Here is a 26,653-nt window from a genome sequence, read left to right as displayed (position 1 = left end):
CCCGGCTTGGCGGAACGTGACAGGATCGGACGTTGTGAGTTCCGCGGTCGCCACCCCTCCGGTCGGACGGACCGACCCTGCCCTGATCCGGAACTTCTGCATCATCGCCCACATCGACCACGGCAAGTCGACGCTGGCCGACCGGATGCTCCAGCTCACCGGGGTCGTCGACGCCCGGGCGATGCGGGCCCAGTACCTCGATCGGATGGACATCGAGCGCGAGCGCGGGATCACCATCAAGAGCCAGGCGGTCCGGATGCCGTGGCAGGTCTCGACCGACCTCGCCGGCGCCACCCACGTGCTCAACATGATCGACACCCCTGGTCACGTCGACTTCACCTACGAGGTGTCCCGCTCGCTCGCCGCCTGCGAGGCCGCGGTGCTGCTGGTCGACGCGGCGCAGGGGATCGAGGCGCAGACGCTGGCCAACCTCTACCTGGCCCTCGACGCCGACCTGCACATCATCCCGGTGCTCAACAAGATCGACCTGCCGAGCGCCCAGCCGGAGAAGTTCGCCGAGGAGCTGGCCAACATCATCGGCTGCGACGTCTCGGACGTGCTCCGGGTGTCGGCCAAGACCGGTGAGGGCGTCGCCGAGCTGCTCGACCAGATCGTCGCCCAGACCCCGGCGCCGGTCGGGGACGCCGACGCCCCGGCCCGGGCGCTGATCTTCGACTCGGTCTACGACACCTACCGCGGCGTGGTCACCTACGTCCGGGTCGTCGACGGCGAGCTCAAGCACCGCGACCGGGTGCTGATGATGTCGACCAAGACCACCCACGAGGCGCTCGAGATCGGTGTCATCTCGCCCGAGCCGGTCAAGGCCCCGGCCCTCGGCGTCGGGGAGGTCGGCTATCTGATCACCGGGGTCAAGGAGGTCCGGCAGTCCCGGGTCGGTGACACCATCACCACCGCGGTCCGGCCGGCCGGCTCCGACCTCGGCGGCTACCGGCACCCCAACCCGATGGTCTTCGCCGGGCTCTACCCGATCGACGGCGCCGACTACCCCGAGCTCCGCGAGGCGCTCGACAAGCTGCAGCTCAACGACGCCGCGCTGGTCTACGAGCCGGAGACCTCCGGTGCCCTCGGCTTCGGGTTCCGGATCGGCTTCCTCGGGCTGCTGCACATGGAGATCGTCCGCGAGCGGCTCGAGCGCGAGTTCGACCTCGACCTGATCTCCACCGCGCCCAACGTGGTCTACCGGGTGGTGATGGAGGACGGCCGCGAGCTGACCGTCACCAACCCGTCGGAGTACCCGTCGGACGGCCGGATCGCCGCCGTCTACGAGCCGGTGGTCCGGGCGACCATCCTGTCGCCGGCCGAGTACATCGGCACCATCCTCGAGCTCTGCCAGGCCCGACGCGGCGTCCAGCAGGGGATGGACTACCTGTCGGCCGACCGGGTGGAGATCCGCTACACCCTGCCGCTGGCCGAGATCGTCTTCGACTTCTTCGACGCGCTCAAGTCGCGCACGAAGGGGTTCGCCAGCCTCGACTACGAGCCGGCCGCCGAGGAGCCGTCCGACCTGGTCAAGGTGGACATCCTGCTGCACGGCGACCCGGTCGACGCCTTCAGCGCGATCGTCCACAAGGACAAGGCCTACAGCTACGGCGTGATGATGGCCGAGAAGCTCAAGGAGCTGATCCCGCGGCAGCAGTTCGAGGTGCCCATCCAGGCCGCGATCGGCGCTCGGGTGATCGCCCGCGAGACGATCCGGGCGATCCGCAAGGACGTCCTGGCCAAGTGCTACGGCGGTGACATCACCCGCAAGCGCAAGCTGCTCGAGAAGCAGAAAGAGGGCAAGAAGCGGATGAAGATGGTCGGCCGAGTGGAGGTCCCGCAGGAGGCGTTCGTCGCCGCGCTGGCCACCACCGAGCCCCGTCCGCAGAGTTCCTGAGACAGGGTCCGCGCACTCAGACTTCGCACAGGTCTGAGGGGTGATCTTGGTCCCGCGGTTCCCGCCGCGCAGAGTCGGCGGGGCGCGGAGCACGCAAGGGGACCAGAGGACATGAGCTTGATCGGGTGGCCGTTTCCCGCCCTGGTGGGGACGGTCGCGGTGTTGGCGATCATCGGCCTGGTGGTGGGGTGGAAGCGGCTCTCCCGCAACCGCCCGCACCTGATCGCCGGCCGGATCTTCGGGATCCTCGGGATCAACGTCCTGGTGGTCTTCCTCGCGGCCGTGCTGCTCAACCAGCAGTTCCTCTTCTACGCCAGCTGGACCGACCTGGCCAACAGCTTCGGCGGCACCCCCAAGCAGACCATGATCAGCCGCGGCGGGAACGCCGCCAAGGCCGCCACCGTCGCGCTCCGTCCCGGTCAGGGCCGCTCGATCACCGTGACCGCGCCGCGCAAGCTGCCGGCGCTGCCGTCCAGCGCCGGCTCCGGCTCCGGCGCGCGGATCACCTACACGGTGCACGGCCGGCTGAGCGGGATCACCAGCACCGTCGTCGTCCAGCTGCCGCCCGGCTACAACCAGTCGTCCGCGACCGAGTACCCGGTGCTGGAGACCTTCCAGGGCTACCCGGGCCAGCCGACGCAGTGGCTCAACGTGCTGCACCTCGGCGACGCGGTCGACTCCGACGCCGCCGCGCACCAGCTGGTCGCGCCGATCATCGTGTCGCCGCAGACCGAGGTGCCGATCGGCGTCGACTCCGAGTGCGTCAACGGCGGCGGTGGCAACCCGAAGGTCGAGACCTGGGTGACCAGCGACGTCCCGAACTGGGTGATCCAGCACTTCCACGTCCGGACCAACCGCCAGTCCTGGGCGACGATCGGGCTGTCGGCCGGCGGGTGGTGCGCGGCGATGGCCGCGATGCGCCACCCCGGCACCTACTCGGCGGCGATCGTGATGGCCGGCTACTACAAGCCGTGGTTCGGCCCCTACTACCGGCCGTTCGAGCCGAACAGCCCGCTGGGCCGCAGCTACGACCTGCTGACCATGGCCCGCAAGTCGCCGCCGCCGGTGGCCATCTGGCTCGAGTCCTCGCACGCCGACCGGGACAGCTGGCCGACCACAGGACAGTTCCTCCGCGACGTCCGCAGCCCCACCGCGGTGACCGCCAAGGTGCTGCAGAACGCCGGCCACCGGATGAGCGTGTGGATCGACATGCTCCCCGAGGCGCTGCACTGGCTGGGCACCAACGTCCCGGGGTTCCGCCCGGCGAAGTGAGCGCCGCCCGGGCGGCGGAGGACGAAAACCGGTTGCCACGGTGCGGGCCGGAGCGGTTCACTGCTCCGCGACCCGCACCAGGCGTCCGGAGAGGTCTCAGAGGCATGCGAGCAGCACAGGTGATCCACCAGGCCCATCTCGCCGAGCCCAGGACCCTCTGTGCAGCTGCCCGACCCAGCCCTCTCCACTCCCGATTCCGACCCGGACCGTCCCACGCTCAACCTGGGGATCGTCGCCCACGTCGACGCCGGTAAGACCAGCCTCACCGAACGGCTGCTCTACGCGGCCGGCGCCATCGACGCACCCGGCCGCGTCGACGACGGCACCACCACCACCGACACGCTCGCGCTGGAGCGGGCGCGCGGCATCACCATCCGCGCCGCGGTGGCCTCGTTCCGGCTGCCGACCGTGCGCCCGCCCGGCGAGGTCGCGGTCAACGTCATCGACACCCCCGGCCACCACGACTTCGTCGCCGAGGTCGAGCGCGCGCTGACCGTGCTCGACGGCGCCGTGCTGGTGGTCTCGGCGGTCGAGGGCGTCCAGGCCCACACCCGGCTGCTGCTCCGCACGCTGCGTCGGCTCGGCATCCCGACGCTGGTCTTCGTCAACAAGATCGACCGCACCGGTGCGCGGGCCGACGCGCTGGCGGCCGAGCTGGCCGCCGCGCTCGACGTGGTGGTCGTCCCGCTGGCCCGCGTCGTGGGGCTCGGCACCCGCGACGCGCGGTCGATCCCGGTCGACCCGGTCGACCCGGCGGACCGGGCCGCGCTGGTCGAGCCGCTGTCGCTGGCCGACGACCGGCTGGCCACCGCCTGGCTGGCCGACCCCGACCGGCTCGACCCCGCCCGGGTGCTCGCCTCGCTGCGCCGCCAGAGCCGGGCCGGTCGGGTGCACCCGTTGCTCTACGGCTCCGCGATCACCGGTGCCGGCGTCGACCAGCTGATGAGCGTCCTGCCCGACCTGCTGCCGGCCAGCCCGGCCCCGTCGGCCACCGACGACGGCGGGGCCACCGCGTCGGGCCGGGTGTTCAAGATCGAGCGGGACCCGGCCGGACGACGGGTCGCCTACGTCCGGGTGGACGCGGGCCGGCTGGCGGTCCGCGACCGGGTGCGGGTGGGCGGCGGGCGCCGGGCCAAGATCACCGCGTTGTCCTGGTTCGCCGACGGCGGCCGGGTGGCCGTCGAGCAGCTGGCCGCCGGCCAGATCGGCACCGTGTCCGGGCTCGACGAGGTCCGGATCGGCGACGTGGTCGGCTCCGGCGACGCCGGGGCGCGGCCGGGACGCGCCGCGACGGCCGCAGGTCCGGCCGCCTTCGAGCCGCCGACCCTCGAGTCGGTCGTCGCACCCCGCGATCCGGCCCGGGCCGGAGCGCTGTTCGCCGCGCTCACCGAGCTGGCCGAGCAGGACCCGTTGATCGCGTTCCGCCGGCAGGACGACGAGCTGCTGGTCTCGCTCTACGGCGAGGTCCAGCAGCAGGTGCTCGAGGCCACCCTGGCCGCCGACTACGGGCTCGAGGTCGACGTCCGGGCGGCCCGGACGCTCTGCGTCGAGCGGCTGGCCGCGACGGGCGAGGCGGTCGAGCACGTCGGCGGGGACAACCCGTTCCTGGCCACCGTCGGGCTCCGGGTCGAGCCGGCTCCCGTCGGCAGCGGGGTGTCGTTCGCGCTCGAGGTCGAGCTCGGGGCGATGCCGGCCGCGTTCTTCGCGGCGACCGAGGCGACCGTCCGGGCCGAGCTCGAGCAGGGTCCGGCCGGCTGGCCGGTGCCGGACGCGCGGGTGGTGATGACCCACAGCCGGTACCTGCCGCGGCAGAGCCACGCGCACCAGAAGTTCGACAAGTCGATGTCCAGCACCGGAGCCGACTTCCGCGGGCTGACCCCGCTGGTGCTGGCGGCCGCGGTGTCCCGGGCGGGCACGGTGGTCTGCGAGCCGGTGCACCGCTTCGTCGCCGAGTTCCCGGCCGACGTGCTCGGGGCGGTGCTGCCGGTGCTGGTCGCGCACGAGGCGGTGCCATGGGCCCCGGTGGTCGACGCCCGCCACTGGTGCCGGGTCGAGGGAGAGGTCCCGGCGGCGCGGGTGCAGGAGGTTCGTCGGCGGCTGCCCGGGCTGACCCGGGGGACCGGGCTGCTCGAGACCACCTTCGCCCGCTACGCCCCGGTCACCAGCGGACCGGCGCCGCGGCGACCGCGCCGACGACCGGACGCCTACCGGCGCAAGGACTACCTGCTCCAGGTGCTCCGCCGGGTCGACACCGGGACCGAGGACGCGCGGTGAGCCGTCCGGCAGGATGAGGGCTCCCCCTCACAGAAGGAGCCCCCGTGACCTCCGACCCGTCCGACGTCACAGCCCTCGTCAGCTACTGCGAGCAGCATCTCGGTGACCCGCACGTCTGGGAGGCACCTCCGGGCTACCCGGACAGCCTGGCGCTGTGCATCATCGACTCGGTCTACTCGACTGGTTCGCACTACGCCTCGGTCGTCAAGGTGGTCGATCGGTACCGGGAGAAGCGCGGTTCGGCTGACGGCGCTCGCGGCCTGCTGGAGTCGATCGACGCCGTCGGTGGTCCGCAGGCGTGGGCACGGGAGGTGGCCGGCAACGTCAAGCCCGCGAACACCAGACCGGGCGCACCGCTCAAGGCCGAAGTCGTGCAGCAGGCGGCGCAGCTGATGACCGGTCTCGCGATCGACACCGTCCAGGACCTGGTTGCCGTCGTCCGTCCGAGCCCGACCGATAACCCGGTCCACACGGGCTGGAAGCGGCTGCCCAGCCAGAGCTCGGGCGTCACTTACAACTACCTGCTGATCCTCGCCGGGCTGCCGTCGGTGAAGCCCGACCGGATGGTGCTGCGCTTTCTCGGTGACACGCTCGGCCGCTCGATCACCAGGGATGACGCCGTCGCGCTGGTGACCGCGACCGCGGACCACCTCGGCGTGAGCGCCCGCGTTCTCGACCACGTCGTCTGGCGGGCAGCCTCCGGTCGCGAGCTGGTCGACTGAGCCCGATCAGCTCACCAGCGCACCGGGAGGGCCACCAGCCCGCCGGTCAACTGGCTGCTGCGCAGCTCGAGCGCGTCGACCGGCACGGCGAGCCGCAGGTCGGGCAGCCGCCGGGCGAGGGTGGCGACGGTGGTCCGCAGCTCGGTCCGGGCCAGGCTCGCGCCGATGCAGAAGTGTGCGCCGTGGCCGAAGCCGAGGTGCGGGTTGGGTGAGCGGGTCGGGTCGAACTCCCCGGGCCGCTCGAAGACCGCCGGGTCGCGGTTCGGGGCGGTCGGGCTGAGCACCACCGCGTCGCCGCGGGCGATCCGCTGCTCCCCGAGCCGGACGTCCTCGTGGGCGTACCGGAGCACGCCGAGCCCGCCCGGCGCGGCGAGCCGGAGGATCTCCTCGACCGTGCCGTCGACGCTGCCCGGCTCCTCGGCCAGCCGCCGGTACGCCTCGGGCCGGGTCAGCAGCAGCACCATCCCGTAGTCGATCCGGGTCACGGTGGTCTCGTGCCCGGCGAACAGCAGCCCGGTGGCCAGCTTGGCCACCGCGAGGTCGTCGAAGCGCGGGTCGGCCTGCTGCGCGGCCACCAGGTCGCTGATCACGTCCGGCTGCGGGTCCCGGCGCTTCTGCTCGGCCAGCCCGCCGACGTAGGCGACGAACTCGGCCCGGGCCGCCTGGGCGTCGTCGCCCCCGTCGAGCCGGCTCATCCGGTCCGACAGCTCGCTGAAGTGCGCCCGGTCGGCGAAGGGCACGCCGAGCAGCTCGCAGATCACCAGCACCGGCAGCGGGAACGACAGCCGGGCGTGCAGGTCGACGGTGCCGTCCCCGTCGCTCAGAGCGCGTTCCCGCGCGGCGACCAGGTCGTCGACACAGCCGTCGACCAGTTCCTGCACCCGCGCCTCGAGCGCACGCATCCGCTTGGCCGAGAAAGCCGGCACCAGCAGCTTCCGCATCCGGGTGTGGTCGGCCTGCTCGGTGGCGTAGTTGTCCGCGGCGCCGCCCATCACCGCGGCCTCGGACAGCCGGGCCGCACGCTCGGGCTCGGGGTGGCTGCGGCCGAAGCGGGGGTCCGACCAGATCTCGCGGGCGGCCTCGTAGCGGGTGACCAGCCAGACCCGGTCGCCCACCGGCGTCCGGACGTCGACGAGCGGTGCCTGCGCCCGCAGCAGCCCCCACTCCGGGGCGACCTCGAGCGCGTTCGGCTGGTCGAACGGCAGCTGCGGCAGCTCGGTGCTGATCTCGGCGCTGGTCACGGGGGTGAGCCTCCTCGGGTCGGGCACGACGGACCGGCGGATTGCCTATCCCGCCGATGCATCCAGTGTGCGCCCTAGTCGATGCCCGACCGCTCGACCCCCTGCACCAGGTAGCGCTGGAGGAAGACGAACACCAGCAGCACCGGGATCATCGAGACCAACGAGCCCAGGAACAGCTGCGGATAGAGGATCCGCTGCGAGGTGAGGAACTGGCTGAGCGCCACCTGGATGGTCCGGTGGGCGTCGTCCTGACCGATCAGCAGCGGCCAGAGGAACGCGTTCCAGCTGCCGATGAACACGATGGTCCCCACCGCGGCGCAGATGCCGAAGGTGTTCGGCATCACCACCCGCCAGAACGTCCGCCAGTAGCCGGCGCCGTCGATCTGCGCGGACTCCTCGAGCTCGTGCGGGAAGCCGAGGAAGAACTGCCGAAACAGGAAGGTGGCGAACGCGCTGAACAGCCCGGGCACGATCAGACCTCTCAGCGAGGAGATCCAGCCGAGGCTCGAGACCATCACGAAGCTCGGGATGAACGTCACCGCGGCGGGCACCATCAGGGTGAGCACGGTCATCACCAGCACCAGCCGTGCGGCCTTGTGGTCGATCCGGGCCAGGCCGTAACCGGCCAGGGCCGAGATGATCACCGTGGCCACCGTCTGCACCACGCTGACCACCACCGAGTTGAGCAGCGACCGGGCGATCGGCACGTTGCTGTTGCCGAACAGGTCGGTCAGCCCGGAGAGCCCGACGTTGTCGGGCAGCCAGTGCCAGGTGGCCGCCGCGATGTTCTGCTGGGTGGAGAACGCGTTGCGCAGCAGCACGTAGAACGGGATCAGGAAGACGATGGCCAGCAGGATCAGGACCAGATAGCGCAGCGCCATCGTCGCGGTGCGTTCCCTCACGAGGTCAGCCCCCTCATGCCCGGTCCTCCTTGCGTCCGAGCCCGAAGAACCGCAGTTGCAGCAGCCCGACGAAGGCGATGATGATCGTCAGGATGATCGTCCCCGCGCTGCCCAGCCCGAGGTCCTGGCTGTTCCCGCCGAGCGAGATCAGGTAGAGGTAGACCAGCGGCGGCTTGGCGTACGGCGGGTAGCCACCGACGGTGATCAGGCTGTTGTAAAACTCGTCGAACGCCTGGAACGCCGCGATCAGCACCAGCAGCAGCACCGCGGCCGAGGTCGAGCGCAGCTGCGGCAGGGTGATGAACCGGAACACCCGGAAGCCGGTGGCACCGTCGAGCGCCGCGGCCTCGTAGGTGTCGGCCGGGATCCGCTGCAGCCCGGCCACGAACAAGATCATGTAGAACCCGACCTGCAGCCACAGCCGCAGGCTGACCAGCGCCACCCAGTACCAGTAGCCGTCCCCGCCCAGCCAGTTGACGTCGTCGCCGCCGAGGGCGCGGATCGCGATGTTGATCAGGCCGAACCGGGCGCCGTTGAAGATCGACAGCCGCCAGATCATCGCCGCGATCACGTAGGAGCAGGCGGTGGGGAGGAAGAAGACCGACCGGAAGAAGGCCTTGGCCACCCGCACCCGGTTGAGCAGCAGCGCCAGCCCGAGCGAGCTGGCCCAGGTGACCGGGATGATGAAGGCCGCGAACACCACGAACGTCCCCAGGCTGCGCAGGAACGTGGGGTCGGTGAGCAGGTAGGTGTAGTTGGCCAGGCCGACGAACTTCGTCGGGGTGACCGTGTTCCGGGCGTCGAAGAAGCTGAGGTAGATGCTCCAGACGATCGGGATGTAGATGAAGATCATCAGCCCGGCGAAGAACGGCCCGGTGAAGATCCAGAACCACAGCGCCCGGTGCCGGCGCCGCGCCCGGACCCCGGGTCGGTTCTCGACCACGTCCGGACGCGGCACCACGGCCGCGCTCATCAGCTGGTCAGCCTCTTGATCTCCTTGGTGCAGGTCTCACCGGCCGAGGCGAGCTGCTTCTGCGCGTCCGCGCCCTTGAGCACGACGTTGCTGAACGCGGCCAGGAAGGCGTCGCTGGTGGCCGGTGTCCAGAGCTGGCTCGGGCCGTGGCCGAGCGGCTCCACGAAGCTCACCGCGTCCTTGGCCGGGCCCTGGGTCAGGTTGGTCGCCTTGGCCACCAGGCTCTTGCGCGCCGGGATGTGGAAGCCGTACTTGGTGGAGAAGTCGAGCTGGTCGGCGGTGTTGTCCACCCAGAGCCAGCGGACGAACTCCTTGGCCGCGTCCGGGTTGGTGCCCTGGGCGGTCACGCAGGAGGCGAACGCGCCGATTGGGACCGCCTGCCGGCCGCCGCTGCCGATCTTGGGGAACGGGATGACGCCGAAGTCGTCCTTGAGCTCGCTGGTGAAGATCGGCATGTTCCACAGGCCGTTCCACATCATCGCGCACTCGCCGTTGACGAAGGGGTCCGGTGCCGACCAGTCGCCCGAGGCGCTGCCGAGCAGTCCGCCGGACTCCTTGAGCGCCCGGTACTGCTCGAGCCCGGCTGCGACCGCGGAGGTGACGAAGCCCGGGCCGTCGTTGCTGCTGTTGATCTGCTCGGCGCCCGCCGACCAGATCATCAGGTTGGCCAGCACCCCGAAGCCGGAGTCGTTGCCGGCGAAGAACCCGCCGACGCTCTTGGTGGCGACCGCCTTGGCCACGCTGATCAGCTCGTCGAAGGTCTGCGGCGGCTGCTGGCCGGCCTTGGACAGCATCGACTTGCGGTAGTAGAGCATCTGCATGTCGATGGTCTGCGGGACCGCCCAGACCTTGTCCTTCCAGGTCATCGGCGCGAGCACCGAGGCCGGGAAGTCGTCCTTGGCCGAGCTGATCTGCTCGGTCAGGTCCAGCACCTGGTTGGCGCTGATCATGTCGAGGGTGGGCCCGTTGCCGTACTCGAAGACGTCCGGCTTCTTCTGCGTGAGCAGCGCGGCGCCGACCGCCTTCTCGTAGTCGCCGACGTTCCAGACGACCTCGATCTTCGCCTTGTCGTAGGCCGCCGCGTACCGCTTGACGGCGTCCTCGACGCCGTCCTCGCCGTACTGGTGGTACCACTGGGTCAGCGTCGGGCCGCCGCCGGACGACCCGCCGCTCGCGCCGCCCGACGACGGACGGCCGGTGTTGGAGCCGCAGGCGGTCAGCGCGGCGGCGGCGGCCAGGCCGCCACCGAGGGCGAGGAAACGGCGCCGGGGGACCGGTCCGGGAATAGACATGTTTCGGAGCGTAGTTCAGGGCCTACGGACTGTCCGTGAGGTGGCCCCGACGAAAGGAGTGCGGACGTGCAGGCTGTGGTGTTCGAGGAGACCGGGGATCCCGACGTCCTCCATCTCGGCGACCGGCCCGAGCCGCAGGCCGGCGCGGGCCAGGTGCTGATCGAGGTGCGGGCGGCCAGCGTCAACCCGGCCGACGTCAAGCGGGTGGCCGGCAGCTTCGGGGAGGTCGAGCTGCCCGCGGGCACCGGCTACGACGCGGCCGGTGTCGTGCTCGCGGTCGGCGAGGGGGTCGACCACCTGGCGGCCGGCGACGAGGTGTTCGGACTCGGTCAGCAGACCCACGCGGTCCGGGCGGTGCTCACCGCCGCGGCCCGCAAGCCCGCGGTGTGGAGCTGGGCCGAGGCGGCGGCCGCCGGCGTGGCCGGCGAGACGGCCGACCGCGGGCTCTCGCTGCTCGGGGTCTCGGCGGGTGACGTGGTGCTCGTCGACGGCGGGGCCGGAGGGGTGGGCACCTTCGCGGTGCAGCTCGCCGTCGCCCGCGGCGCCACCGTGATCGCCACCGGCAGCGACCGCAACCACGACTACCTCCGCTCGCTCGGCGCGATCCCGGTCCGCTACGGCGACGGGCTGGCCGACCGGGTGGCCGCCGTGCGCGCCGAGCAGGGTCTCGGCGAGGTGACCGCGGTCTTCGACGTGGTCGGCAAGACCCCCGCCGAGGTGCTGGTGTCGCTGGCCCCGCGCCCGGAGCAGGTGGTCAGCATCGCCAACTTCGACGCCCCGGCCCACGGGGCCCGGGTGACCGGTGGCGGGGACGGGGTCACCGACGCTGCGACCTCGCTGGCCGCGGTGGCCGCGCTGGCCGACCGGCTGACCATCCCGATCGAGAAGGAGTACCCGCTGGTGCAGGCCTCCGACGCGTTCGCGCTGGTCGCCGAGGGTCACGTCCGCGGCAAGGTCGTGCTGCTGCCCTGATGCCGTCGACGCTGCCCCCGGGCGATCCGGCTCCGGCCGACGGGTCGCTGCCGGACGACGCGCTCGCCGAGCTCGGCGCCCGGCCCTTCGGGATCTACCTGCACGTGCCCTACTGCCGCACCCGGTGCGGGTACTGCGACTTCAACACCTACACCGCCGCCGAGCTCGGCACCGAGCCCGGTGCGAACCGCGACGACTACGTCGACGCCGCCCTGACCGAGCTGGCGCTCGCCGATCGGGTGCTCGGCGACCGGGCGCCCGCGGTGTCGACCCTCTTCGTGGGTGGCGGCACGCCGACCCTGCTGCCGGCCGGCGACCTGGTGCGGTTCGTGGCCGGGGTGCGCGAGCGGTTCGGGTTCGCGTCGGACGCCGAGCTGACCACGGAGTCCAACCCGGAATCGGTGGGACCCGAGGGGCTCGAGACGCTGCGGGCGGGTGGGTTCACCCGGATCTCGTTCGGCATGCAGTCGGCGGTGCCCGAAGTGCTGGCCACCCTCGACCGGGTGCACACGCCCGGCCGGGCGGCCGAGGTGGTGGCGCAGGCCCGGGCGGCGGGCTTCGCGCACACCAGCCTCGACCTGATCTTCGGCACCCCGGGGGAGTCGCTCGACGACTGGCGCCGCAGCCTGGAGGCGGCGGTGGCCGCCGGCCCCGACCACGTCAGCGCGTACGCCTTGATCGTCGAGCCCGGCACCCGGCTGCACACCCGGATCCGCCGCGGCGAGCTGCCGATGCCCGACGACGACGACCTGGCCGACAAGTACGAGCTGGCCGAGCAGGTGCTCACGGAGGCCGGCTACGCCAACTACGAGATCAGCAACTGGGCCACCGACCCGTCCGCGCGCTGCCGGCACAACCTCCTCTACTGGACCGGCGGTGACTGGTGGGGCATCGGACCGGGGGCGCACAGCCACGTCGGCGGGGTGCGCTGGTGGAACGTCAAGCACCCGCGCAGCTACGCGACCCGGCTCGGCGGAGGGACCTCGCCCGCCCAGGCCCGCGAACAGCTCAGCGCCGACGACCGGCGGGTCGAGCGGGTGCTGCTCGAGCTGCGGCTGGCCGACGGCCTGGACCGCGGTGTGCTGACGGCGCGCGAGTCCGCCCGCGTCCCGGACTTCGTCGCCCGCGGGCTGCTGACCGAGACCGCGGACCGGTTGGTGCTCACCGCGCCGGGCCGGCTGCTGGCCGACGGCGTGATCCGCGACCTGCTCGACTGAGGCGCCGCGCTCAGTCGCCGACCGGGTGGTCCTGGGTGACGAAGTCGATCAGCGTCTCCACCTGGGTGAGCAGCGGCCGTTCGAGGTCGGTCCAGCGGTTCACCCGGCCCAGGACGTGCTGCCAGGCGCGGGCGATGTCGGCCTGGTCGGCGTGCGGCCAGCCGAGGGCCGCGCAGACGCCGTGCTTCCAGTCGGTGCCCTTGGGGACCTGCGGCCAGGCGGGGATCCCCACCGCGGCCGGCCGGACCGCCTCCCAGATGTCGATGAACGGGTGCCCGGTGACCAGCACGAACTCCGACCACCGGCTCCCGGCGAGCCGGTCGACGATCCGCGACTCCTTGCTGCCCGGCACCAGGTGGTCGACCAGCACGCCGAGCCGGCGCCCGCGCTCGGGGGCGAACTCCTCGACCACCGCGGGCAGGTCGTCGACGCCGCCGAGGTACTCGACCACCACACCGACGTGGCGCAGGTCGTTGCCCCAGATCTTCTCCACCAGCTCGGCGTCGTGACGGCCCTCGACGTAGATCCGGCTCGGCAGTGCGGTCCGGGCTCGGCCGGTCGGTGCGGCCACCGAGCCGGAGGCGTCGCGCGCGGGCGGCTTGAGCCGGTCCGGGACGCGGTGGGGGTGCACCAGCCGGACCGGGCGGCCGTCGAGCAGGAAACCGGGCCCGATGCCGAACCCCCGCCGCTTGCCGTGCCGGTCCTCGAGCAGCACCACGCCGTTCTCCCAGCGGACCACCGCACCGCAGAACCCGCTGGTCGCGTCCTCGACCACGAGCCCCACGGCCAGCGGCTCGTCGACGCTCTGCTTGCGGAGCGCATGGCTGCCGTCGCGCTGCCAGCCGGCCGCCAGCACGTCGCTGCCGTACCGGTCGATCGAACCCTGTCGGCCGCGCGGATCGCTCACCGACCGAGCCTACGGACGCGAGTCCGTCGGCCCGTCCCGACACACCGCCGACGTCTCGCCCGCGCCGACCGCGGCGTGCGCGACCGACCGCCGGGCTGCTTGAGTTGACCCCGTGACCGTGCTGCCGATGTTCCCGCTCGGATCGGTGCTCTACCCGACCATGCCGCTCGGCCTGCGGGTGTTCGAACCCCGCTACCTGCAGATGATGCTCGAGATGCTCGACCGGCAGGAGACCGAGTTCGGCGTGGTGCTGATCGAGCGCGGTTTCGAGGTCGGCGGCGGCGACCACCGCTTCGACCACGGGACGGTCGCCCGGATCCAGACCCTGCAACCCGGCCCGGACTCGCTCGAGATGCTCGCCGTCGGCCAGGACCGGATCGTCGTCGAGGAGTGGCTGGAGGAGGTCCCGTACCCGAAGGCGCGGGTCCGCCGGCTCGAGCCGCTCGGCTGGGACGACGCCTGGCGGCCGGTGCTCGAGACCACCGAACGCACGGTGCGGCGCTGCCTGGCCGAGGCGAGCGAGTTCACCGACCTCGGCTACCCGGCCGACATCGAGCTCGACGACGACCCGCGGTCGCGGTGCTGGCAGCTCGCCGGGATCATCCCGGCCGGCCCGCTGGACGCCTACCGGCTGCTCCGCGCCGACAACCTGCGGGCGCTCTGCGAGGAGGTCGCCGAGCAGGCCACCGCCGGCGTCGAGCTGTTGCGGATCGCCGCGGCCGAGCCGCCCGAGCCGCCCGAGGGCTGAGCGGGACCGGTGGCGGGCCGGAGCTCAGCGCGGGGCGGACCCGCTGCTGGCCCGGACGACCAGCTCGTGCGGCAGCAGCACCTGGCGCTGCGGCGAGTCGAGGTCGAGCAGCAGCAGCCCGACCTGACGGCCCTTCTCCTCGATCGGCTGGTGGATCGTGGTCAGACCGGCCTCGGCCGCGGCCGGCACGTCGTCGAAACCGCAGACCGACAGGTCGTCGGGGGCGCGCAGCCCGCGGGCGCGGAGGGTGTCGAGCACGCCGAGGGCCAGCACGTCGCTGAGGCAGACCACGGCGGTCGGCCGGCTCGGGAGGCCGTCGAGGGCGAACCCGCCGGCCACCCGGCCGGACTCGACGGCGTTGTGGCCGGCGGCGATCACGTCGATCCGGGCGCCGGGCATCGCGCGCTGCAGCCCGGCGAGCCGTGCGCGGGCGTCGGTCTCGAGCACCTCCGCGGGCGCGATCAGCCGAGCCGAGGTGCTGACCGGACGATGGGTGTCGACGACGACGGCGATCTCGCGGTGGCCGAGGCCGGCCAGGTGCGCGCCGAGGTCGGCGCCGGCCTGCTCGTCGTCGATCGCCGCCCACCAGGCGTCCGGCTCGTCGGTCACGTCGGTGCTGACCACCGGCAGCCCGCGGGCGCGGGTGAGCTGGACGGCCGGGTGGTCGAGCTCGACGCACATCGTCACCAGGCCGTCGATGTTGGCCTGCCGGACGCTGGTGATGTCCGGGTCGTCGGCGGTGCCGAGCACCGGCAGCAGGGCGATCGAGATCCCGGTCTCCTCGACCGCACCGGCCAGCCCACCGAGGAACACCGCGGCGAACGGGTCGGAGAAGGCGTAGGAGAGCCGGCCGACGAACATCACCCCGAACGCGTTGGCCTTGCCGCTGCGGAGCGACCGGCCCGCCGCACTGGGGCCGCCGTACCCGAGCTCCTCGGCCTTGGCCAGGATCCGGATCCGCAGCTCCTCGGAGAGCTGGTCGGGCTTGTTGTAGGCGTTCGAGACGGTCGCGGGGGAGACGCCCAGCTCGTGGGCGAGGGTCTTGATCGTCACCTTGGCCCGGGTAGTCGCGGTCACTGACCCTCCTCTCTCCTCCCGGCTCCGACACCGGCACTGACACACCGGCTTTGACATCGGCACTGACACCGGCTCTGCCCCTGCTCTGCTCCGGCACCGGTCCGAGGGCCCACGGTACCGACCCTGGCCCGATCGGCCCGGATCGTCCCGGGCGGCCGGCTGCTCAGTCGCGCAGGAAGCCCGTCTCCGGGTCGACCTGGTCGAGGAAGTCCCGCAGCTGCGCGGTGATCGCCTCGTCGTCCAGCGGTCCGGGACCGGACCAGCCGAAGCCGTAGCCGTCGGGGTGGTTGGTCCAGTCGGCCTGGTAGCCGCCGGACGAGCCGGGCACCCGGGTGACCACGAAGACCGCGTCGCCGACCACGAACGTCCGGGGATCCAGCCCGGGTGGCGGCGGGGGTGCGAGGCCGGGACGGGCGGCCGGGCGCCAGAGCAGCCGGTCGGGCGAGCCGAGCGGGACGCCGGCGAGGATCGCTCCGGCGCGCTCCCAGGGACGTTCGCGTTCGAGGAACGGCAGCTCCTCGGCCTCCCACTGGTCCCAGAACGCCGCGGCTCCGTCCGGGTCGCCGTTCACCCCGCTGGCGACGTCGCGGGCCAGCCCGGCCGCCCGCGCCGCCTCCCGGTCGGACTGCACCCAGACCGCGGCGTCGAGCACGGCGCTCATCGCCCGCTGGGCGCTGCCGACGCCCTCGATGATCAGCAGCGACCGGGCCGGCTCGACCCGGACCGCCCCGGGCCGGTCGTGCGCGACCCACCCGGGCGGCCGGTAGGCGACCGATTGACCGGCCCGGACGGGCTCGACGACGTGCGTGATCAGCTCGCGCGTCCAGTCGAACATCGCCAGGTTCCAGGCGATGTCGTCGGTGGCCACCACCGCCGAGCCGGGGACCAGCCGGGCCAGCCGGGCCGCGGTGGTCGACTTGCCCGCCCCGCTCCGCCCGTCGACCGCGAGCACCCGGGTCCCGGGTCCGCCGGGTTCGAGGCCGAGGTGGCCGAGCAGCTCGGCGACGTCGACCTCGGCCCAGCTCTCGACGACCGGCTCGCTCGAGCCCTCGGGTACCCGCATCGTGCGAGCCTAGGGCAGCGGCCCGGATCGAGGCCGCCCTCCGGCGGTCACTGCAGGATGCTGGCGCAGGCTCCGGCCGAGGAGGTCAGCAGCGAGGCGTCGGCCGGGTCGAGCTGGCTCGGGTCGCCGGCCTCCATCGCCCGCAGGCTCTTGGCGCTCGCCTTGTCGTACATCTTGTCGACCATGCAGGTGGCGAACTTCTTCGCCTTGGTCTGCGAGAGGTTCTGCTTGGTCGTGTAGAACTTCGTCAGCCCGTCGACGATCTCGCCCTTCGACGGCTTGCCGGTGCTGTCGCCGCCGGAGGAGCCCGCGGTGGACGCGTCGCCGGACGGACTGGCCGCGCTGCTCGACGGTGCGTCCGCCGGGCTGCTCGCGCTCGCCGGCGCGGCCACCGGCGTCGCCCGGGACTCCCTGCCGGTCGAGGTCCCCGAGCAGCCGCCGAGGGCGAGCGCGGCGGTGGCGGACAGACCGACGATCATGGTCGAGATCCTGCGGGACACGGCGGGTCGACTCCTGGGGTTCGGTGGCAGGGGCCCCACGAATGTAGGGATCCACGGGGTCACCGGCCGGGCGGACCGAGGGCGCGGCTCAGACCAGCGGCAGGGTCCGTCGCGCGCGATCGTCCGCGCCGGAGCCCGGCGGCGGGACGGCCAGCGCGCGGTCGACGGCGGCCTCGACGTGCGCGGGCGGGAACGGCCACCGACTGGGATCCAGCGCGTCCGTCCGCCCGGTGCCTTCGGCGGCGATCCGGGCGAGCTCGCCGGCCACCGCGGCCACCTGACCGCGCTGGGTGAAGACGAACGCCCGGTCCACCGCGGGTCCGTGCCCGGGAACGGCGCGGGTGTCCTCGGTCATCAGCCCGATCAGCCCGTCCAGCGTGGCCGGCCACTCGTCGGCCACGCTGTCGGGGCCGTACCAGGGCGGCCCGGCCGACTCGATCAGGTCGCCGGCGAAGACCAGGTCCGGGTCGCCCGGCGCGCGGGGCGGCACCACGACCAGCAGGTCGCCGGCGGTGTGCCCGCGACCCAGGTGGACGATCTCCACCCGGCGTTCACCGAGCTCGACCACCGCGGCCACCACCAGCGGGTGGTTCGGGCCGACCAGCTCGTCCGGGTCGAAGCCGAACTCGGCGCCCGCCGGGCCGGCCGCCTCCGAGCCCGGCACCGTCTCCAGCAGGCTCTCGTGGCCGTAGGTGGCGACGTCGGCGAAGGCGGCCAGCCCGAACGCGTGGTCGAAGTGCGCGTGGGTGGCCACCGCGGCCCGGACCGGCAGGCCGGTCAGCCGCTCGGCCAGCACGCGGAGCTCGCGGCCCTGCGCGGGCGCCGAGCCGGTGTCGATCACCAGCGCGGCCTCGGTGCCGGCCACGATCCCGAGGGTGACGCCGGCCGGTTCGGCCACCACGGTGAAGACGCCCGGGGCGATCTCGGCCGGCTCGCCCAGGGTGAGCCGGCGCGGGTGCGGCGGTGTCGCGGCCTCCGGCTGCGGATCGGACATGAGGCTAGACTGGCACTCGGCTGTGATGAGTGCCAACGACGAGGCGGAAGCGACGCGACGGCGGGAGGTGACCAGGTGCTGGACGACCGCAAGATCGCCGTCCTGAAGGCGATCGTCAGCGACTACGTCTCGAGCCAGGAACCGGTCGGATCGAAGGCCCTGGTCGAGCGCCACGACCTCGGGGTGTCCCCGGCCACCGTGCGCAACGACATGGCCGCGCTGGAGGAGGAGGGCTACATCACCCAGCCCCACACCAGTGCGGGCCGCATCCCCACCGACAAGGGCTATCGGCTGTTCGTCGACCGGCTGGGCAGCGTCAAGCCGCTGTCACCGGCCGAGAAGCGCGCGATCCAGACCTTCCTGGCGGGCTCGCTCGACCTCGACGACGTGCTGCGCCGCACCGTCCGGCTGCTCGCCCAGGTCACCCACCAGGTCGCCATCGTCCAGTACCCGCGGCTGAGCCGCGCGGTCGTCCGGCACGTCGAGCTGGTCTCGCTCTCCACCAACCGGGTGATGCTGATCCTGATCACCTCGACCGGCCGGGTGGAGCAGCGTTCGCTCGAGGTGCCCGCGCTGGACGAGAACCAGATCGCCGACCTGCGCGCCCGGCTCAACGCGCTGACCGTCGGCGAGAGCACCCTCGAGGCCGCCACCCGGCTCAGCGGGCTGGTGACCGACGAGAGCGAGCCCGCGGCGGCGACCCCGGGGGAGCAGGCGGCCGCGTCCGACCCGGTGCTCCGTTCGCTCGCCGCCAGCCTGGTCGAGATGCTCGGCGCCGACGGGGACAGCCGGATCGTGGTCGGCGGGGTGCAGAACCTCACCCGGTTCACCGACGAGTTCGCCACCTCGGTCCGGCCGGTCCTCGAGGCGCTCGAGGAACAGGTCGTCCTGCTCAAGCTGCTCGGCGAGACCGAACCGGACGTGGTCACCGTGCGGATCGGCCAGGAGAACCCGTACAAGGAGCTGCAGTCGACCTCGATCGTCTCCACCGGGTACGGCGGCTCGCTGGCCGGCCCGGAGGACGCCTGGGCCACCCTCGGCATCGTCGGGCCGACCCGGATGGACTACCCCTCGACGATGGCGTCCGTACGGGCCGTGGCCCGCTACGTGGGACGCTTCCTGGCCGAGGGATGAGTCCGCCCACCGCTCCGCCGCCGAACCACACACCACGGCCCCAACGGCCCGCCCGACCTCACCGAGCCCCGAACACCGAACCAGGGAATGCGTGACACAGACACGATGACCGACTACTACGAGACGCTCGGCGTCGCCCGCGACGCGACGCCCGAGCAGATCAAGAAGGCCTACCGCCAGAAGGCCCGCCAGATGCACCCGGACGTGGCCACCGAGCCCGACGCGGGTGAGAAGTTCAAGGCGGTGGCCGAGGCCTACGAGGTGCTCGGCGACGAGCGCAAGCGGGAGATCTACGACCGCGGCGGCGACCCGATGGGCGGCGGCGGGTTCGGGGGCTTCAACGGGGGCGCCGGGTTCAACGGCGGCGGCTTCGACTTCACCAACCTCGTCGACGCCATGTTCGGCCAGCAGAGCTCGCGCGGCCCGCGGCCGCGGGTCCGGCGCGGCCAGGACGCGCTGATCCGGCTCGACCTCGAGCTGGCGGAGGCCGCGTTCGGCGTGACCAAGCCGCTCCGGGTCGACACCGCGGTGCTCTGCCCGCGGTGCAACGGCTCGGGCGCCAGCCGCGGCTCGAAGCCGACCACCTGCGCCACCTGCCACGGTCAGGGCGAGGTCACCCACGTGCAGCGCAGCTTCATCGGCGACATCCGCACCACCCAGGCCTGCCCGACCTGTCAGGGCTACGGGACGGTCATCCCCTCCCCGTGCCCGGAGTGCTCGGGCGACGGACGGGTCCGCTCGTCGCGCACCCTCAGCGTCAAGGTCCCGCCGGGTGTCACCACCGGCAACCGGATCCACCTGGCCTCGCAGGGCGAGGTCGGCCCCGGCGGCGGCCCGGCCGGCGACCTCTACGTCGAGCTCAACGTGCTCAACCACGAGACCTACAAGCGCGACGGCGACAACCTCGAGATGATCGTCCGGATCCCGATGACCGCCGCCGCGCTGGGCACCGAGGTCGAGGTGGCGACCCTCGAGGCCGACCTGCCCGACCCCGAGCCCGACTCCACCTCGGTGCGGGTCGAGGTGCCGGCCGGGACCCAGTCCGGGACGCGGATCGCCCTCGACGGACGCGGCGTCCCGCGGCTCCGCGCCGGCGGCCGCGGGCAGCTCGTGGTCACCTTCCTGGTCGAGACCCCGCGCCGGATCGACGACCAGCAGCGCGAGCTGCTGCGCCAGCTGGCCGAGCTCCGCGACGAGACCCGGCCCGAGGTCAGCGTCCAGAAGCACGGCCGCGGCGTGTTCGGCCGACTCCGCGACGCGTTCGCCAACCAGTAAGCCGCCCGTCCGCGTGACCGACCCGCTCTTCCTGGCCGAGACGCTGGCCGGGGCGCCGCTGCCCGCGGTCGGCGCCGCGGTCGAGCTCGGCGGCCCCGAGGGCCACCACGCGGCCGCGGTCCGGCGGATCCGGGTCGGCGAGACCGTGCTGCTCGCCGACGGCGCCGGTCGGGCCGTCCGCGGCCCGGTGACCGCGGCGACCAAGCAGCAGCTCACCGTCGAGGTCGCCGAGCAGCTGACCTCACCCGAGCCGGCGCTGCGGATCACCCTGGCCCAGGCGCTGGCCAAGGGCGACCGCGCCGAGCTGGCGGTCGAGATGGCCACCGAGCTGGGGGTCTCCGGGATCTGGCCCTGGCAGTCGGCGCGGGCCGTCGTCCGCTGGAGCGGAGACCGGGCCGAGAAGTCCCGCGCGCGCTGGCAGAGCACCGTCCGCGAGGCGACCAAGCAGTCCCGCCGCTTCCGGGTGCCGCCGGTCGAGGTCGCCCGGGACACCCGGGCGCTGGCCGCCGGGCTGGACGCCTTCGACGCCGCGCTGGTGCTGCACGAGGACGCCGCCCTGCCGCTGGCCGGGGCCGGCGTCCCCCGCCACGGGTCAGTGCTGCTGGTCGTCGGGCCCGAGGGCGGCATCGCCCCCGAGGAGCTCGACACGCTGACCGCCGCGGGTGCGCGGACGGTCAGCCTCGGCGACGGCGTGCTCCGCACCTCGACCGCCGGCGTGGTCGCGATGGCCGGGCTGCTGCTCCGGTGAGCGGGACGGGGTTCGGTTTCGCCGTCGAGGACCGGCTCGACGGCCGGCTCGGCCGCACCGGGACGATCACCACCCCGCACGGCGTGGTCCGCACCCCGGCGTTCGTCGCGGTCGGCACCCGGGCCACCGTCCGGGCGGTGCTGCCGGAGGCGGTCGCCGCGGTCGGTGCGCAGGCGGTGCTCGCGAACGCCTACCACCTCTACCTGCAGCCCGGCGCCGACATCGTCGAGGAGGCGGGTGGGCTCGGGGCCTTCATGCACTGGCCCGGCCCGACCTTCACCGACAGCGGCGGCTTCCAGGTGATGAGCCTCGGCGTCGGGTTCAAGAAGGTGCTGGCGATGGACGTCAGCGGGCTCACCGACGACGACGTGATCGCCGAGGGCCGCACCCGGCGGGCGGCCGTCGACGACGACGGGGTCACCTTCACCTCGCACCTCGACGGCAGCCGGCACCGGTTCACCCCGGAGGTGTCCGTGCAGATCCAGCACCGGCTCGGCGCGGACATCACCTTCGCCTTCGACGAGCTGACGACGCTGATGAACACCCGCGACTACCAGGAGCGTTCGGTGCAGCGCACCCACGCCTGGGCCGAGCGGTGTCTGCGCGAGCACCGCCGGCTGACCGTCGAGCGCGCCGACCGGCCCTACCAGGCGTTGTTCGGGGTGGTCCAGGGCGCGCAGTACGAGGACCTCCGTCGGCGGGCCGCCCGCGGTCTGGCCGCCCTCGAGGTCGAGGGTCCCGACGGCGTCCGCGCCGGGTTCGACGGCTTCGGGATCGGCGGCGCGCTCGAGAAGCAGAACCTCGGCACCATCACCGGCTGGGTGGCCTCCGAGCTGCCCGAGGACCGGCCCCGGCACATGCTGGGGATCTCCGAGCCCGACGACGTCTTCGCCTGCGTCGAGAACGGCGCCGACACCTTCGACTGCGTCTCGCCGTCGCGGGTGGCCCGAAACGCGGCGCTCTACACCCGCGACGGCCGGTTCAACGTCGACACCGCGGCCAACCGGCGGGCCTTCGTCCCGATCGACGACGACTGCGACTGCTATACCTGCACCCACTACACCCGGGCCTACCTGCACCACCTGTTCAAGGCCAAGGAGATGCTGTCGGCCACGCTCGGCACCATCCACAACGAGCGGTTCGTGGTGCGGCTGGTCGACGACATCCGGACCGCGATCGGCGACGGCCGCTACGACGACTTCAAGACCGAGTTCCTCGGCCGCTACTACGCCCGCTGACCACCCGGCTGCGGCTCCGGTAGCCCCGGTCGCCGCCGCGCTCGTGGTCGTCGGCGCCGCCGACGTGGCGGGTCAGCCAGTCCGCCAGCGGGGCAGCGGCCTCGAAGACCTGCACCGCGCACCGGCGCAGCGCGGCCCGGCGGCCGAGACCGTCCCCGTCCACCTCGGCGCTGACCACGAGCCCGCGCAGCCGGAGCAGGTCGATCCGCGGATGGTCACCGGGGTAGCCGCGCGGCGTGGTGCGCAGCGGCGATTCGCCGCCCGCACCGATAACGAGCGACCGCTTCCGCCGCAGCCGGCCGATGATCTCCGCGAGCTGCGCGCCGGGGCCGTCGTCGGCCACCGCCGCCCGGTAGCGGTCGAGCTGGGCGGCGCTGAACTGGTAGTTGCCGCTGCCGGCCAGGAACCCCTCGGCGTCGACCTGGAGATAGAGGTGCGCTCCGCCTGCGGAGTGGATGGCCGCGTACTGGGTCTTGTAGGGCCGCTTGTCGGGCGCGAACCGGACGGCGCGGTTCATCCGGACCACCCGGAACGGCTGGTGGCGCTCCGGCAGGCTGTCGATCAGCGCGGCCATCGGCTCCACCAGCTCACGGTCGAACCGCTCGCGCTGCGCGGTGAAGAACTCCCGGCTGTTGTGCTCGGCGAGCTCCGCCAGGAACCGGCGGGCGTCCGGCCCGAAGCCGTCCGTCCGGTTCACCGGAAGCCCTCGCTCCCCGTGGAGGCGAAGTCCTCGCTCCAGGCGATCCGGTCGGCGAGGCGGTCGAGGTCGCCGGCGGCCAGCCAGTCACGTTGCGGCTGGTGCCCCTCCGCGGCCAGCCGGAGCGTCCGGTCGGCCACCAGCCGCTGCTGCGCGATCACCCCGGTGACCAGCTCCTCGACCAGGGCCGCACCGCCCTCGAGCCCGTAGGCCTCGGCGAAGACCGCCGTCCGGGCGCGCCGGTCCGGTGGTCCCGGGTGCCGCAGCCAGCGGACGGCCTCGGCGTCGTCGCGGAACGGAGCGACGTACTCGAGGGCGTAGCAGACGTCGTGCCGGGCCGGCTGCGGCCAGGCGTAGTCGAAGTCGATGATCCCGACCGGCTCGGTGCCGCGCCAGACCAGGTTCCAGGGGCCGAAGTCGCCGTGGCAGACCACGTCGCCCTCGCGTGCCGGTGCCTGCTGGCCGGCCCAGGTGTGCGCTCCGGGATCGAAGCCGGCCACCGCCTCGTGGTAGCGCCGGAGCAGCCGGGCCATCGCCCGCAGGCCCTCGGGGTCGGCCGCGGGTGCCCAGCCCGCGGGACCCGAGTCGCCGTCGATCGCGGTCAGCACCTCGCGTCCCTGCTCGTCGACGCCGAGGAAGCGCGGGGACTCGGTGAAGCCGACCCCGGCCAGGTGGTCGAGCAGGGCATGCACCGCGTCGGACCAGGGTTCGAGCGGCCGCCGGACGGTGTCTCCGATCCGCACCACCCGCCGGTGCGGGTCGTCGGCCAGGACGGTCTCAGGCCCGGTCGGGAACCGGCACATCGCGCACCGCTCCGTAGCTGGGCTCGTGCCGCTTGATCGCGCCGATCACGGCGTAGGTGATCGGCAGGAAGATCACCTCGACGGCGCACTTGTAGAGGTAGCCGACCACCGTGTAGTTGATCAGGTCGCGCGCGGACAGGATGCCGGCGAAGGCGATGGTGCAGAAGATCGCGGTGTCGGCCAGCTCGCCGACCACCGTCGAGCCGACCAGCCGGGTCCAGAGCCGGCGCTCGCGGGTCAGCCGCTTGATCCGCACCACCACGAAGGCGTTGAGGAACTGACCGGCCAGGAAGCCGCAGAGGCTGGCGATCACGATCCGCGGGACGAAGCCCAGCACCGCCTCGAACGCGGCGTCGTTGGTGTAGCCGGGGGCGGGCGGGGCGGCGCCGACCGCCAGGAACGTCACCGAGGCGAGCGCGGCCAGGCAGAACCCGACGATGATCGCCAACCGGGCCCGCCTCATCCCGTACACCTCGGCCAGGATGTCGCCGAGGATGTAGGTGAGCGGGAACAGGAACGCCCCGCCGTCGGTGATGATCGGCAGCACCGGGGGGAGGTCAGGACCGAAGGCGATCGGCTTGGTGGCCGCGATGTTGGAGACCACCAGCAGCGTGCAGAACAGCGCGATGATCACCGCGAAGATCGAGCTGCGGCCGTCGGCGTACCGCGGCGCAGCGGTCACCACCGGCCGGTCGAGGGCTGTCACGGTCCGGGAGCCTAACGGAGCGGCGGAGCCTCACCCGGCGCATGGCAGGCTGGGGACATGAGCGAATACACCGAGGGCATCCCGGACGAGATCGACCAGCTGGACCAGGACCAGATGCAGCCCTACAACTCGCTCGAGGACCGTGGGGTCGACGACTTCCTCGACGAGGGCTACAGCCCGCCGGAGAAGCCGTCCGCGCTGATCCGCCAGGGCGAGCACGAGACGCTCGACGAGCGGCTCGCCGAGGAGGAGCCCGAGGAGCAGGTCGACCCCGAGGCGGCGCCGCGCACCGACCTCAACACCGCCGACCTCAGCTCGGTCAACCTGACCGCGGAGGACCTGGCCGCCGAGGACCTCGACGACGGCGAGGTCGGCCGCGAGCGGGCCGGCCGGCTGGTCGACCCCAACGGCGGCATCGGCGCCGACGTCGACAGCGAGCTGATCGGCGACGAGGTGGGGATCGACGGTGCCGCCGCGAGCGCCGAGGAGGCCGCGGTCCGGATCGTCGACGAGCCCTGAGCCCGGCCGCAGCGACCGTGCCGCCGGATCCCCGCTACCCGCCGGTCGAGCCGTACGCGGAGGGTGACCTCGACGTCGGCGACGGGCACACCGTCCACTGGGAGGAGTGCGGGCACCCGGACGGCAAGCCGGTGGTCTTCCTGCACGGCGGGCCGGGCGGCGGCTGCACACCGGGCCACCGCCGGCTGTTCGACCCGGACCGCTACCGGATCGTGCTGCTCGACCAGCGGATGTGCGGGCGCAGCCGCCCGCACGCCAGCGAACCGGGTGCCGACCTGAGCGCCAACACCACTTGGCACCTGGTCGCCGACCTCGAACGGTTGCGGGAGCACCGGGGCATCGACCGCTGGCAGGTGTTCGGCGGCTCGTGGGGGAGCGCCCTGGCCCTGGCCTACGCCGAGCAGCACCCGGAGCGGGTCACCGAGCTCGTCCTGCGGGGGATCTTCACGCTCCGCCGGGTCGAGCTCGACTGGTACTACAACGGCCCTGCGGGGATGCTCCAGCCCGAGTGGCGCGAGCGGTTCCTGGCCCCGCTGGGCGGCCCGGGTTTCCCCGGTGACGCCATCGCCGCCTACCACGAGCTGCTCGCCGATCCCGATCCCGCGGTGCACGGACCGGCCGGGGTGGCCTGGACCACCTGGGAGGCGGCGACGCTCACCCTGGAGCGCGACCAGGAGCTGATCGACGCGTTCGCCGACCCGACCTACGCGTTGGCCTTCGCGCGGATCGAGAACCACTTCTTCGTCCACGGCGGCTGGTTCCGTCCCGACGGGCCCGGCCAGCTGCTGGCCGACGTGGACCGGCTGGCCGGCATCCCGGGCGTGATCGTCCAGGGCCGGTACGACCTCGCCACCCCGGCGGCAACCGCCTGGGAGCTGCACCGCCGCTGGCCCGACGCCGACCTCCGGATCGTGGAGACGGCCGGGCACGCCTACACCGAGCCGGGGATCCTCGCCGAGCTGGTGGCGGCCACCGACCGGTTCGCCGGCTGATCCCCGCCCGGAGCCGCGCCCGGCTCGTCGCCGGCTTCGTCCGCAGCCTCCCGGAGCAGGTCGGCCACGGTCACCGCGGACAGCCGTCGGCGGAGCGCGAGCGCGACCTCGGCGTCGAGCGCCTCGAGGCTCGACCGGATGCCGCGGCCGACCGGGCAGGCCGGGTTGGGGCCGTGCAGCCCGAGCACCGGGTCGTCGCCCTGGAGCAGGGTCCAGACCCGGTCCAGGGTGATCGCGGTCGGATTGCCCGCCAGCGCCCAGCCGCCGCCCGGCCCGGGCCGGGACTGCACCAGTCCCGCGTCGCGGAGCGGCCCGAGCACCCGGCGGATGTGCACGCCGGTGACGTTGGTGCTGCCGGCCAGCTCCTCGGAGCTCACCGGGCGACCGGCGGCGCCGGCCAGGTAGGTCAGGACGTGCACCGCCACCGCGAACTGGGTGTTGGTCGGTGAGGGCACGCCCCCCAGTTTGCCATATCGCCATCGTGCTGGCT

Annotated in this window: 26 protein-coding genes; 13 read left to right on the top strand and 13 right to left on the bottom strand. The window is 73.0% G+C overall.

Annotation, left to right across the window (positions count from 1 at the left end):
* Window positions 1-34: 34 nt before the first annotated feature.
* From lepA to FHX74_RS17365, 4 genes are all read left to right on the top strand, one after another.
* Entirely contained in the window at window positions 35-1,897 is a 1,863-nt protein-coding gene (gene lepA, locus FHX74_RS17380; RefSeq protein WP_182561468.1) for a translation elongation factor 4, read from the top strand.
* Between the two features lie 111 nt (window positions 1,898-2,008).
* Window positions 2,009-3,169, top strand: coding sequence for an alpha/beta hydrolase (locus FHX74_RS17375; protein WP_182561467.1), 1,161 nt, complete (start codon window positions 2,009-2,011; stop codon window positions 3,167-3,169).
* 159 nt (window positions 3,170-3,328) lie between these two features.
* Window positions 3,329-5,443 (top strand): translation factor GTPase family protein, encoded by a 2,115-nt coding sequence (locus FHX74_RS17370; protein ID WP_328823901.1) that lies wholly within the window; start codon window positions 3,329-3,331, stop codon window positions 5,441-5,443.
* A 44-nt stretch (window positions 5,444-5,487) separates the two neighbouring features.
* Window positions 5,488-6,165 (top strand): hypothetical protein, encoded by a 678-nt coding sequence (locus FHX74_RS17365; protein ID WP_182561466.1) that lies wholly within the window; start codon window positions 5,488-5,490, stop codon window positions 6,163-6,165.
* Between the two features lie 11 nt (window positions 6,166-6,176).
* Here the strand turns inward: FHX74_RS17365 and FHX74_RS21205 are convergent, their stop codons facing one another.
* The 4 genes from FHX74_RS21205 to FHX74_RS17345 form a co-directional block, all read right to left on the bottom strand.
* Window positions 6,177-7,406 carry a cytochrome P450 gene (locus FHX74_RS21205; RefSeq protein WP_182561465.1) on the bottom strand — a complete coding sequence of 410 codons (1,230 nt, stop codon included), beginning with the start codon at window positions 7,404-7,406 and terminating at the stop codon, window positions 6,177-6,179.
* Window positions 7,407-7,480: 74 nt separating this feature from the next.
* The gene (locus FHX74_RS17355) at window positions 7,481-8,308 is read right to left on the bottom strand and encodes a carbohydrate ABC transporter permease (RefSeq protein WP_328823900.1); all 828 of its coding nucleotides are present in this window, start codon (window positions 8,306-8,308) and stop codon (window positions 7,481-7,483) included.
* Between the two features lie 13 nt (window positions 8,309-8,321).
* Window positions 8,322-9,281 (bottom strand): carbohydrate ABC transporter permease, encoded by a 960-nt coding sequence (locus FHX74_RS17350; RefSeq protein WP_182561464.1) that lies wholly within the window; start codon window positions 9,279-9,281, stop codon window positions 8,322-8,324.
* Window positions 9,281-10,573: an ABC transporter substrate-binding protein gene (locus FHX74_RS17345; protein ID WP_182561463.1), complete on the bottom strand. Its 1,293-nt coding sequence runs from the start codon at window positions 10,571-10,573 to the stop codon at window positions 9,281-9,283. Before FHX74_RS17345 ends, FHX74_RS17350 begins: the two co-directional genes overlap by 1 nt.
* A 66-nt stretch (window positions 10,574-10,639) precedes the next feature.
* Between FHX74_RS17345 and FHX74_RS17340 the strand changes: the two genes are divergently transcribed.
* Window positions 10,640-11,545, top strand: a complete 906-nt coding sequence (locus FHX74_RS17340; RefSeq protein WP_328823899.1) for an NADP-dependent oxidoreductase — start codon at window positions 10,640-10,642, stop codon at window positions 11,543-11,545.
* Window positions 11,545-12,762 carry a radical SAM family heme chaperone HemW gene (gene hemW, locus FHX74_RS17335; protein WP_182561462.1) on the top strand — a complete coding sequence of 406 codons (1,218 nt, stop codon included), beginning with the start codon at window positions 11,545-11,547 and terminating at the stop codon, window positions 12,760-12,762. The genes FHX74_RS17340 and hemW overlap by 1 nt, the downstream gene beginning before the upstream one ends.
* A gap of 10 nt (window positions 12,763-12,772) precedes the next feature.
* Here hemW and FHX74_RS17330 read toward each other — a convergent pair whose 3' ends face one another.
* Complete coding sequence (locus FHX74_RS17330; protein WP_328823898.1) at window positions 12,773-13,669, bottom strand: DUF3097 domain-containing protein; 897 nt, start codon at window positions 13,667-13,669, stop codon at window positions 12,773-12,775.
* A gap of 112 nt (window positions 13,670-13,781) precedes the next feature.
* Here FHX74_RS17330 and FHX74_RS17325 point away from each other — a divergent pair, with 112 nt between their 5' ends.
* Window positions 13,782-14,417: an LON peptidase substrate-binding domain-containing protein gene (locus tag FHX74_RS17325; protein ID WP_182561461.1), complete on the top strand. Its 636-nt coding sequence runs from the start codon at window positions 13,782-13,784 to the stop codon at window positions 14,415-14,417.
* A gap of 24 nt (window positions 14,418-14,441) precedes the next feature.
* Here the strand turns inward: FHX74_RS17325 and FHX74_RS17320 are convergent, their stop codons facing one another.
* From FHX74_RS17320 to FHX74_RS17305, 4 genes are all read right to left on the bottom strand, one after another.
* The gene (locus tag FHX74_RS17320) at window positions 14,442-15,494 is read right to left on the bottom strand and encodes a LacI family DNA-binding transcriptional regulator (protein ID WP_328823897.1); all 1,053 of its coding nucleotides are present in this window, start codon (window positions 15,492-15,494) and stop codon (window positions 14,442-14,444) included.
* A 163-nt stretch (window positions 15,495-15,657) separates the two neighbouring features.
* Window positions 15,658-16,557: a uridine kinase family protein gene (locus FHX74_RS17315; protein WP_182561459.1), complete on the bottom strand. Its 900-nt coding sequence runs from the start codon at window positions 16,555-16,557 to the stop codon at window positions 15,658-15,660.
* Window positions 16,558-16,604: 47 nt separating this feature from the next.
* The gene (locus tag FHX74_RS17310) at window positions 16,605-17,036 is read right to left on the bottom strand and encodes a hypothetical protein (protein ID WP_182561458.1); all 432 of its coding nucleotides are present in this window, start codon (window positions 17,034-17,036) and stop codon (window positions 16,605-16,607) included.
* A 109-nt stretch (window positions 17,037-17,145) separates the two neighbouring features.
* Window positions 17,146-18,051, bottom strand: coding sequence for an MBL fold metallo-hydrolase (locus FHX74_RS17305; protein WP_182561457.1), 906 nt, complete (start codon window positions 18,049-18,051; stop codon window positions 17,146-17,148).
* A gap of 75 nt (window positions 18,052-18,126) precedes the next feature.
* On the opposite strand from FHX74_RS17305, the gene hrcA reads away from it, so the two are divergent.
* From hrcA to tgt, 4 genes are all read left to right on the top strand, one after another.
* Entirely contained in the window at window positions 18,127-19,185 is a 1,059-nt protein-coding gene (hrcA, locus tag FHX74_RS17300; RefSeq protein ID WP_182561456.1) for a heat-inducible transcriptional repressor HrcA, read from the top strand.
* Window positions 19,186-19,290: 105 nt separating this feature from the next.
* A complete protein-coding gene (gene dnaJ / locus FHX74_RS17295) occupies window positions 19,291-20,460 on the top strand; it encodes a molecular chaperone DnaJ (protein WP_182561455.1) in 1,170 nt (389 codons plus the stop codon).
* A 13-nt stretch (window positions 20,461-20,473) separates the two neighbouring features.
* Window positions 20,474-21,208, top strand: a complete 735-nt coding sequence (locus tag FHX74_RS17290) for a 16S rRNA (uracil(1498)-N(3))-methyltransferase (protein ID WP_182561454.1) — start codon at window positions 20,474-20,476, stop codon at window positions 21,206-21,208.
* A complete protein-coding gene (gene tgt, locus FHX74_RS17285; protein ID WP_182561453.1) occupies window positions 21,205-22,446 on the top strand; it encodes a tRNA guanosine(34) transglycosylase Tgt in 1,242 nt (413 codons plus the stop codon). Before FHX74_RS17290 ends, tgt begins: the two co-directional genes overlap by 4 nt.
* Here the strand turns inward: tgt and FHX74_RS17280 are convergent.
* From FHX74_RS17280 to FHX74_RS17270, 3 genes are read right to left on the bottom strand one after another with little or no spacing between them, the layout of a single operon-like run.
* Window positions 22,409-23,143 (bottom strand): DUF2461 domain-containing protein, encoded by a 735-nt coding sequence (locus tag FHX74_RS17280; RefSeq protein ID WP_182561452.1) that lies wholly within the window; start codon window positions 23,141-23,143, stop codon window positions 22,409-22,411. The genes tgt and FHX74_RS17280 overlap by 38 nt on opposite strands.
* Window positions 23,140-23,946 carry an aminoglycoside phosphotransferase family protein gene (locus FHX74_RS17275; protein ID WP_182561451.1) on the bottom strand — a complete coding sequence of 269 codons (807 nt, stop codon included), beginning with the start codon at window positions 23,944-23,946 and terminating at the stop codon, window positions 23,140-23,142. Before FHX74_RS17275 ends, FHX74_RS17280 begins: the two co-directional genes overlap by 4 nt.
* Window positions 23,921-24,652, bottom strand: a complete 732-nt coding sequence (locus FHX74_RS17270) for a queuosine precursor transporter (protein ID WP_328823896.1) — start codon at window positions 24,650-24,652, stop codon at window positions 23,921-23,923. Before FHX74_RS17270 ends, FHX74_RS17275 begins: the two co-directional genes overlap by 26 nt.
* 57 nt (window positions 24,653-24,709) lie before the next feature.
* On the opposite strand from FHX74_RS17270, the gene FHX74_RS17265 reads away from it, so the two are divergent.
* On the top strand, window positions 24,710-25,171 hold the full coding sequence (locus FHX74_RS17265; RefSeq protein ID WP_182561450.1) for a DUF5709 domain-containing protein: 462 nt from the start codon (window positions 24,710-24,712) through the stop codon (window positions 25,169-25,171).
* Window positions 25,172-25,188: 17 nt separating this feature from the next.
* Window positions 25,189-26,163 carry a prolyl aminopeptidase gene (pip, locus tag FHX74_RS17260; protein ID WP_182561449.1) on the top strand — a complete coding sequence of 325 codons (975 nt, stop codon included), beginning with the start codon at window positions 25,189-25,191 and terminating at the stop codon, window positions 26,161-26,163.
* On the opposite strand, the gene FHX74_RS17255 is transcribed toward pip, so the two are convergent.
* On the bottom strand, window positions 26,103-26,618 hold the full coding sequence (locus FHX74_RS17255) for an Rrf2 family transcriptional regulator (RefSeq protein ID WP_182561448.1): 516 nt from the start codon (window positions 26,616-26,618) through the stop codon (window positions 26,103-26,105). The two genes, pip and FHX74_RS17255, sit on opposite strands and share 61 nt — an antisense overlap.
* Between the last annotated feature and the right edge of the window lie 35 nt (window positions 26,619-26,653).

It is taken from the genome of Microlunatus kandeliicorticis (genome assembly GCF_014137855.1).
Classification (GTDB): Bacteria; Actinomycetota; Actinomycetes; order Propionibacteriales; family Propionibacteriaceae; genus Microlunatus; species Microlunatus kandeliicorticis.
The sequence above is the reverse complement of the archived record's forward strand: the minus strand, read 5'-3'. Positions and strand labels throughout refer to the sequence as shown.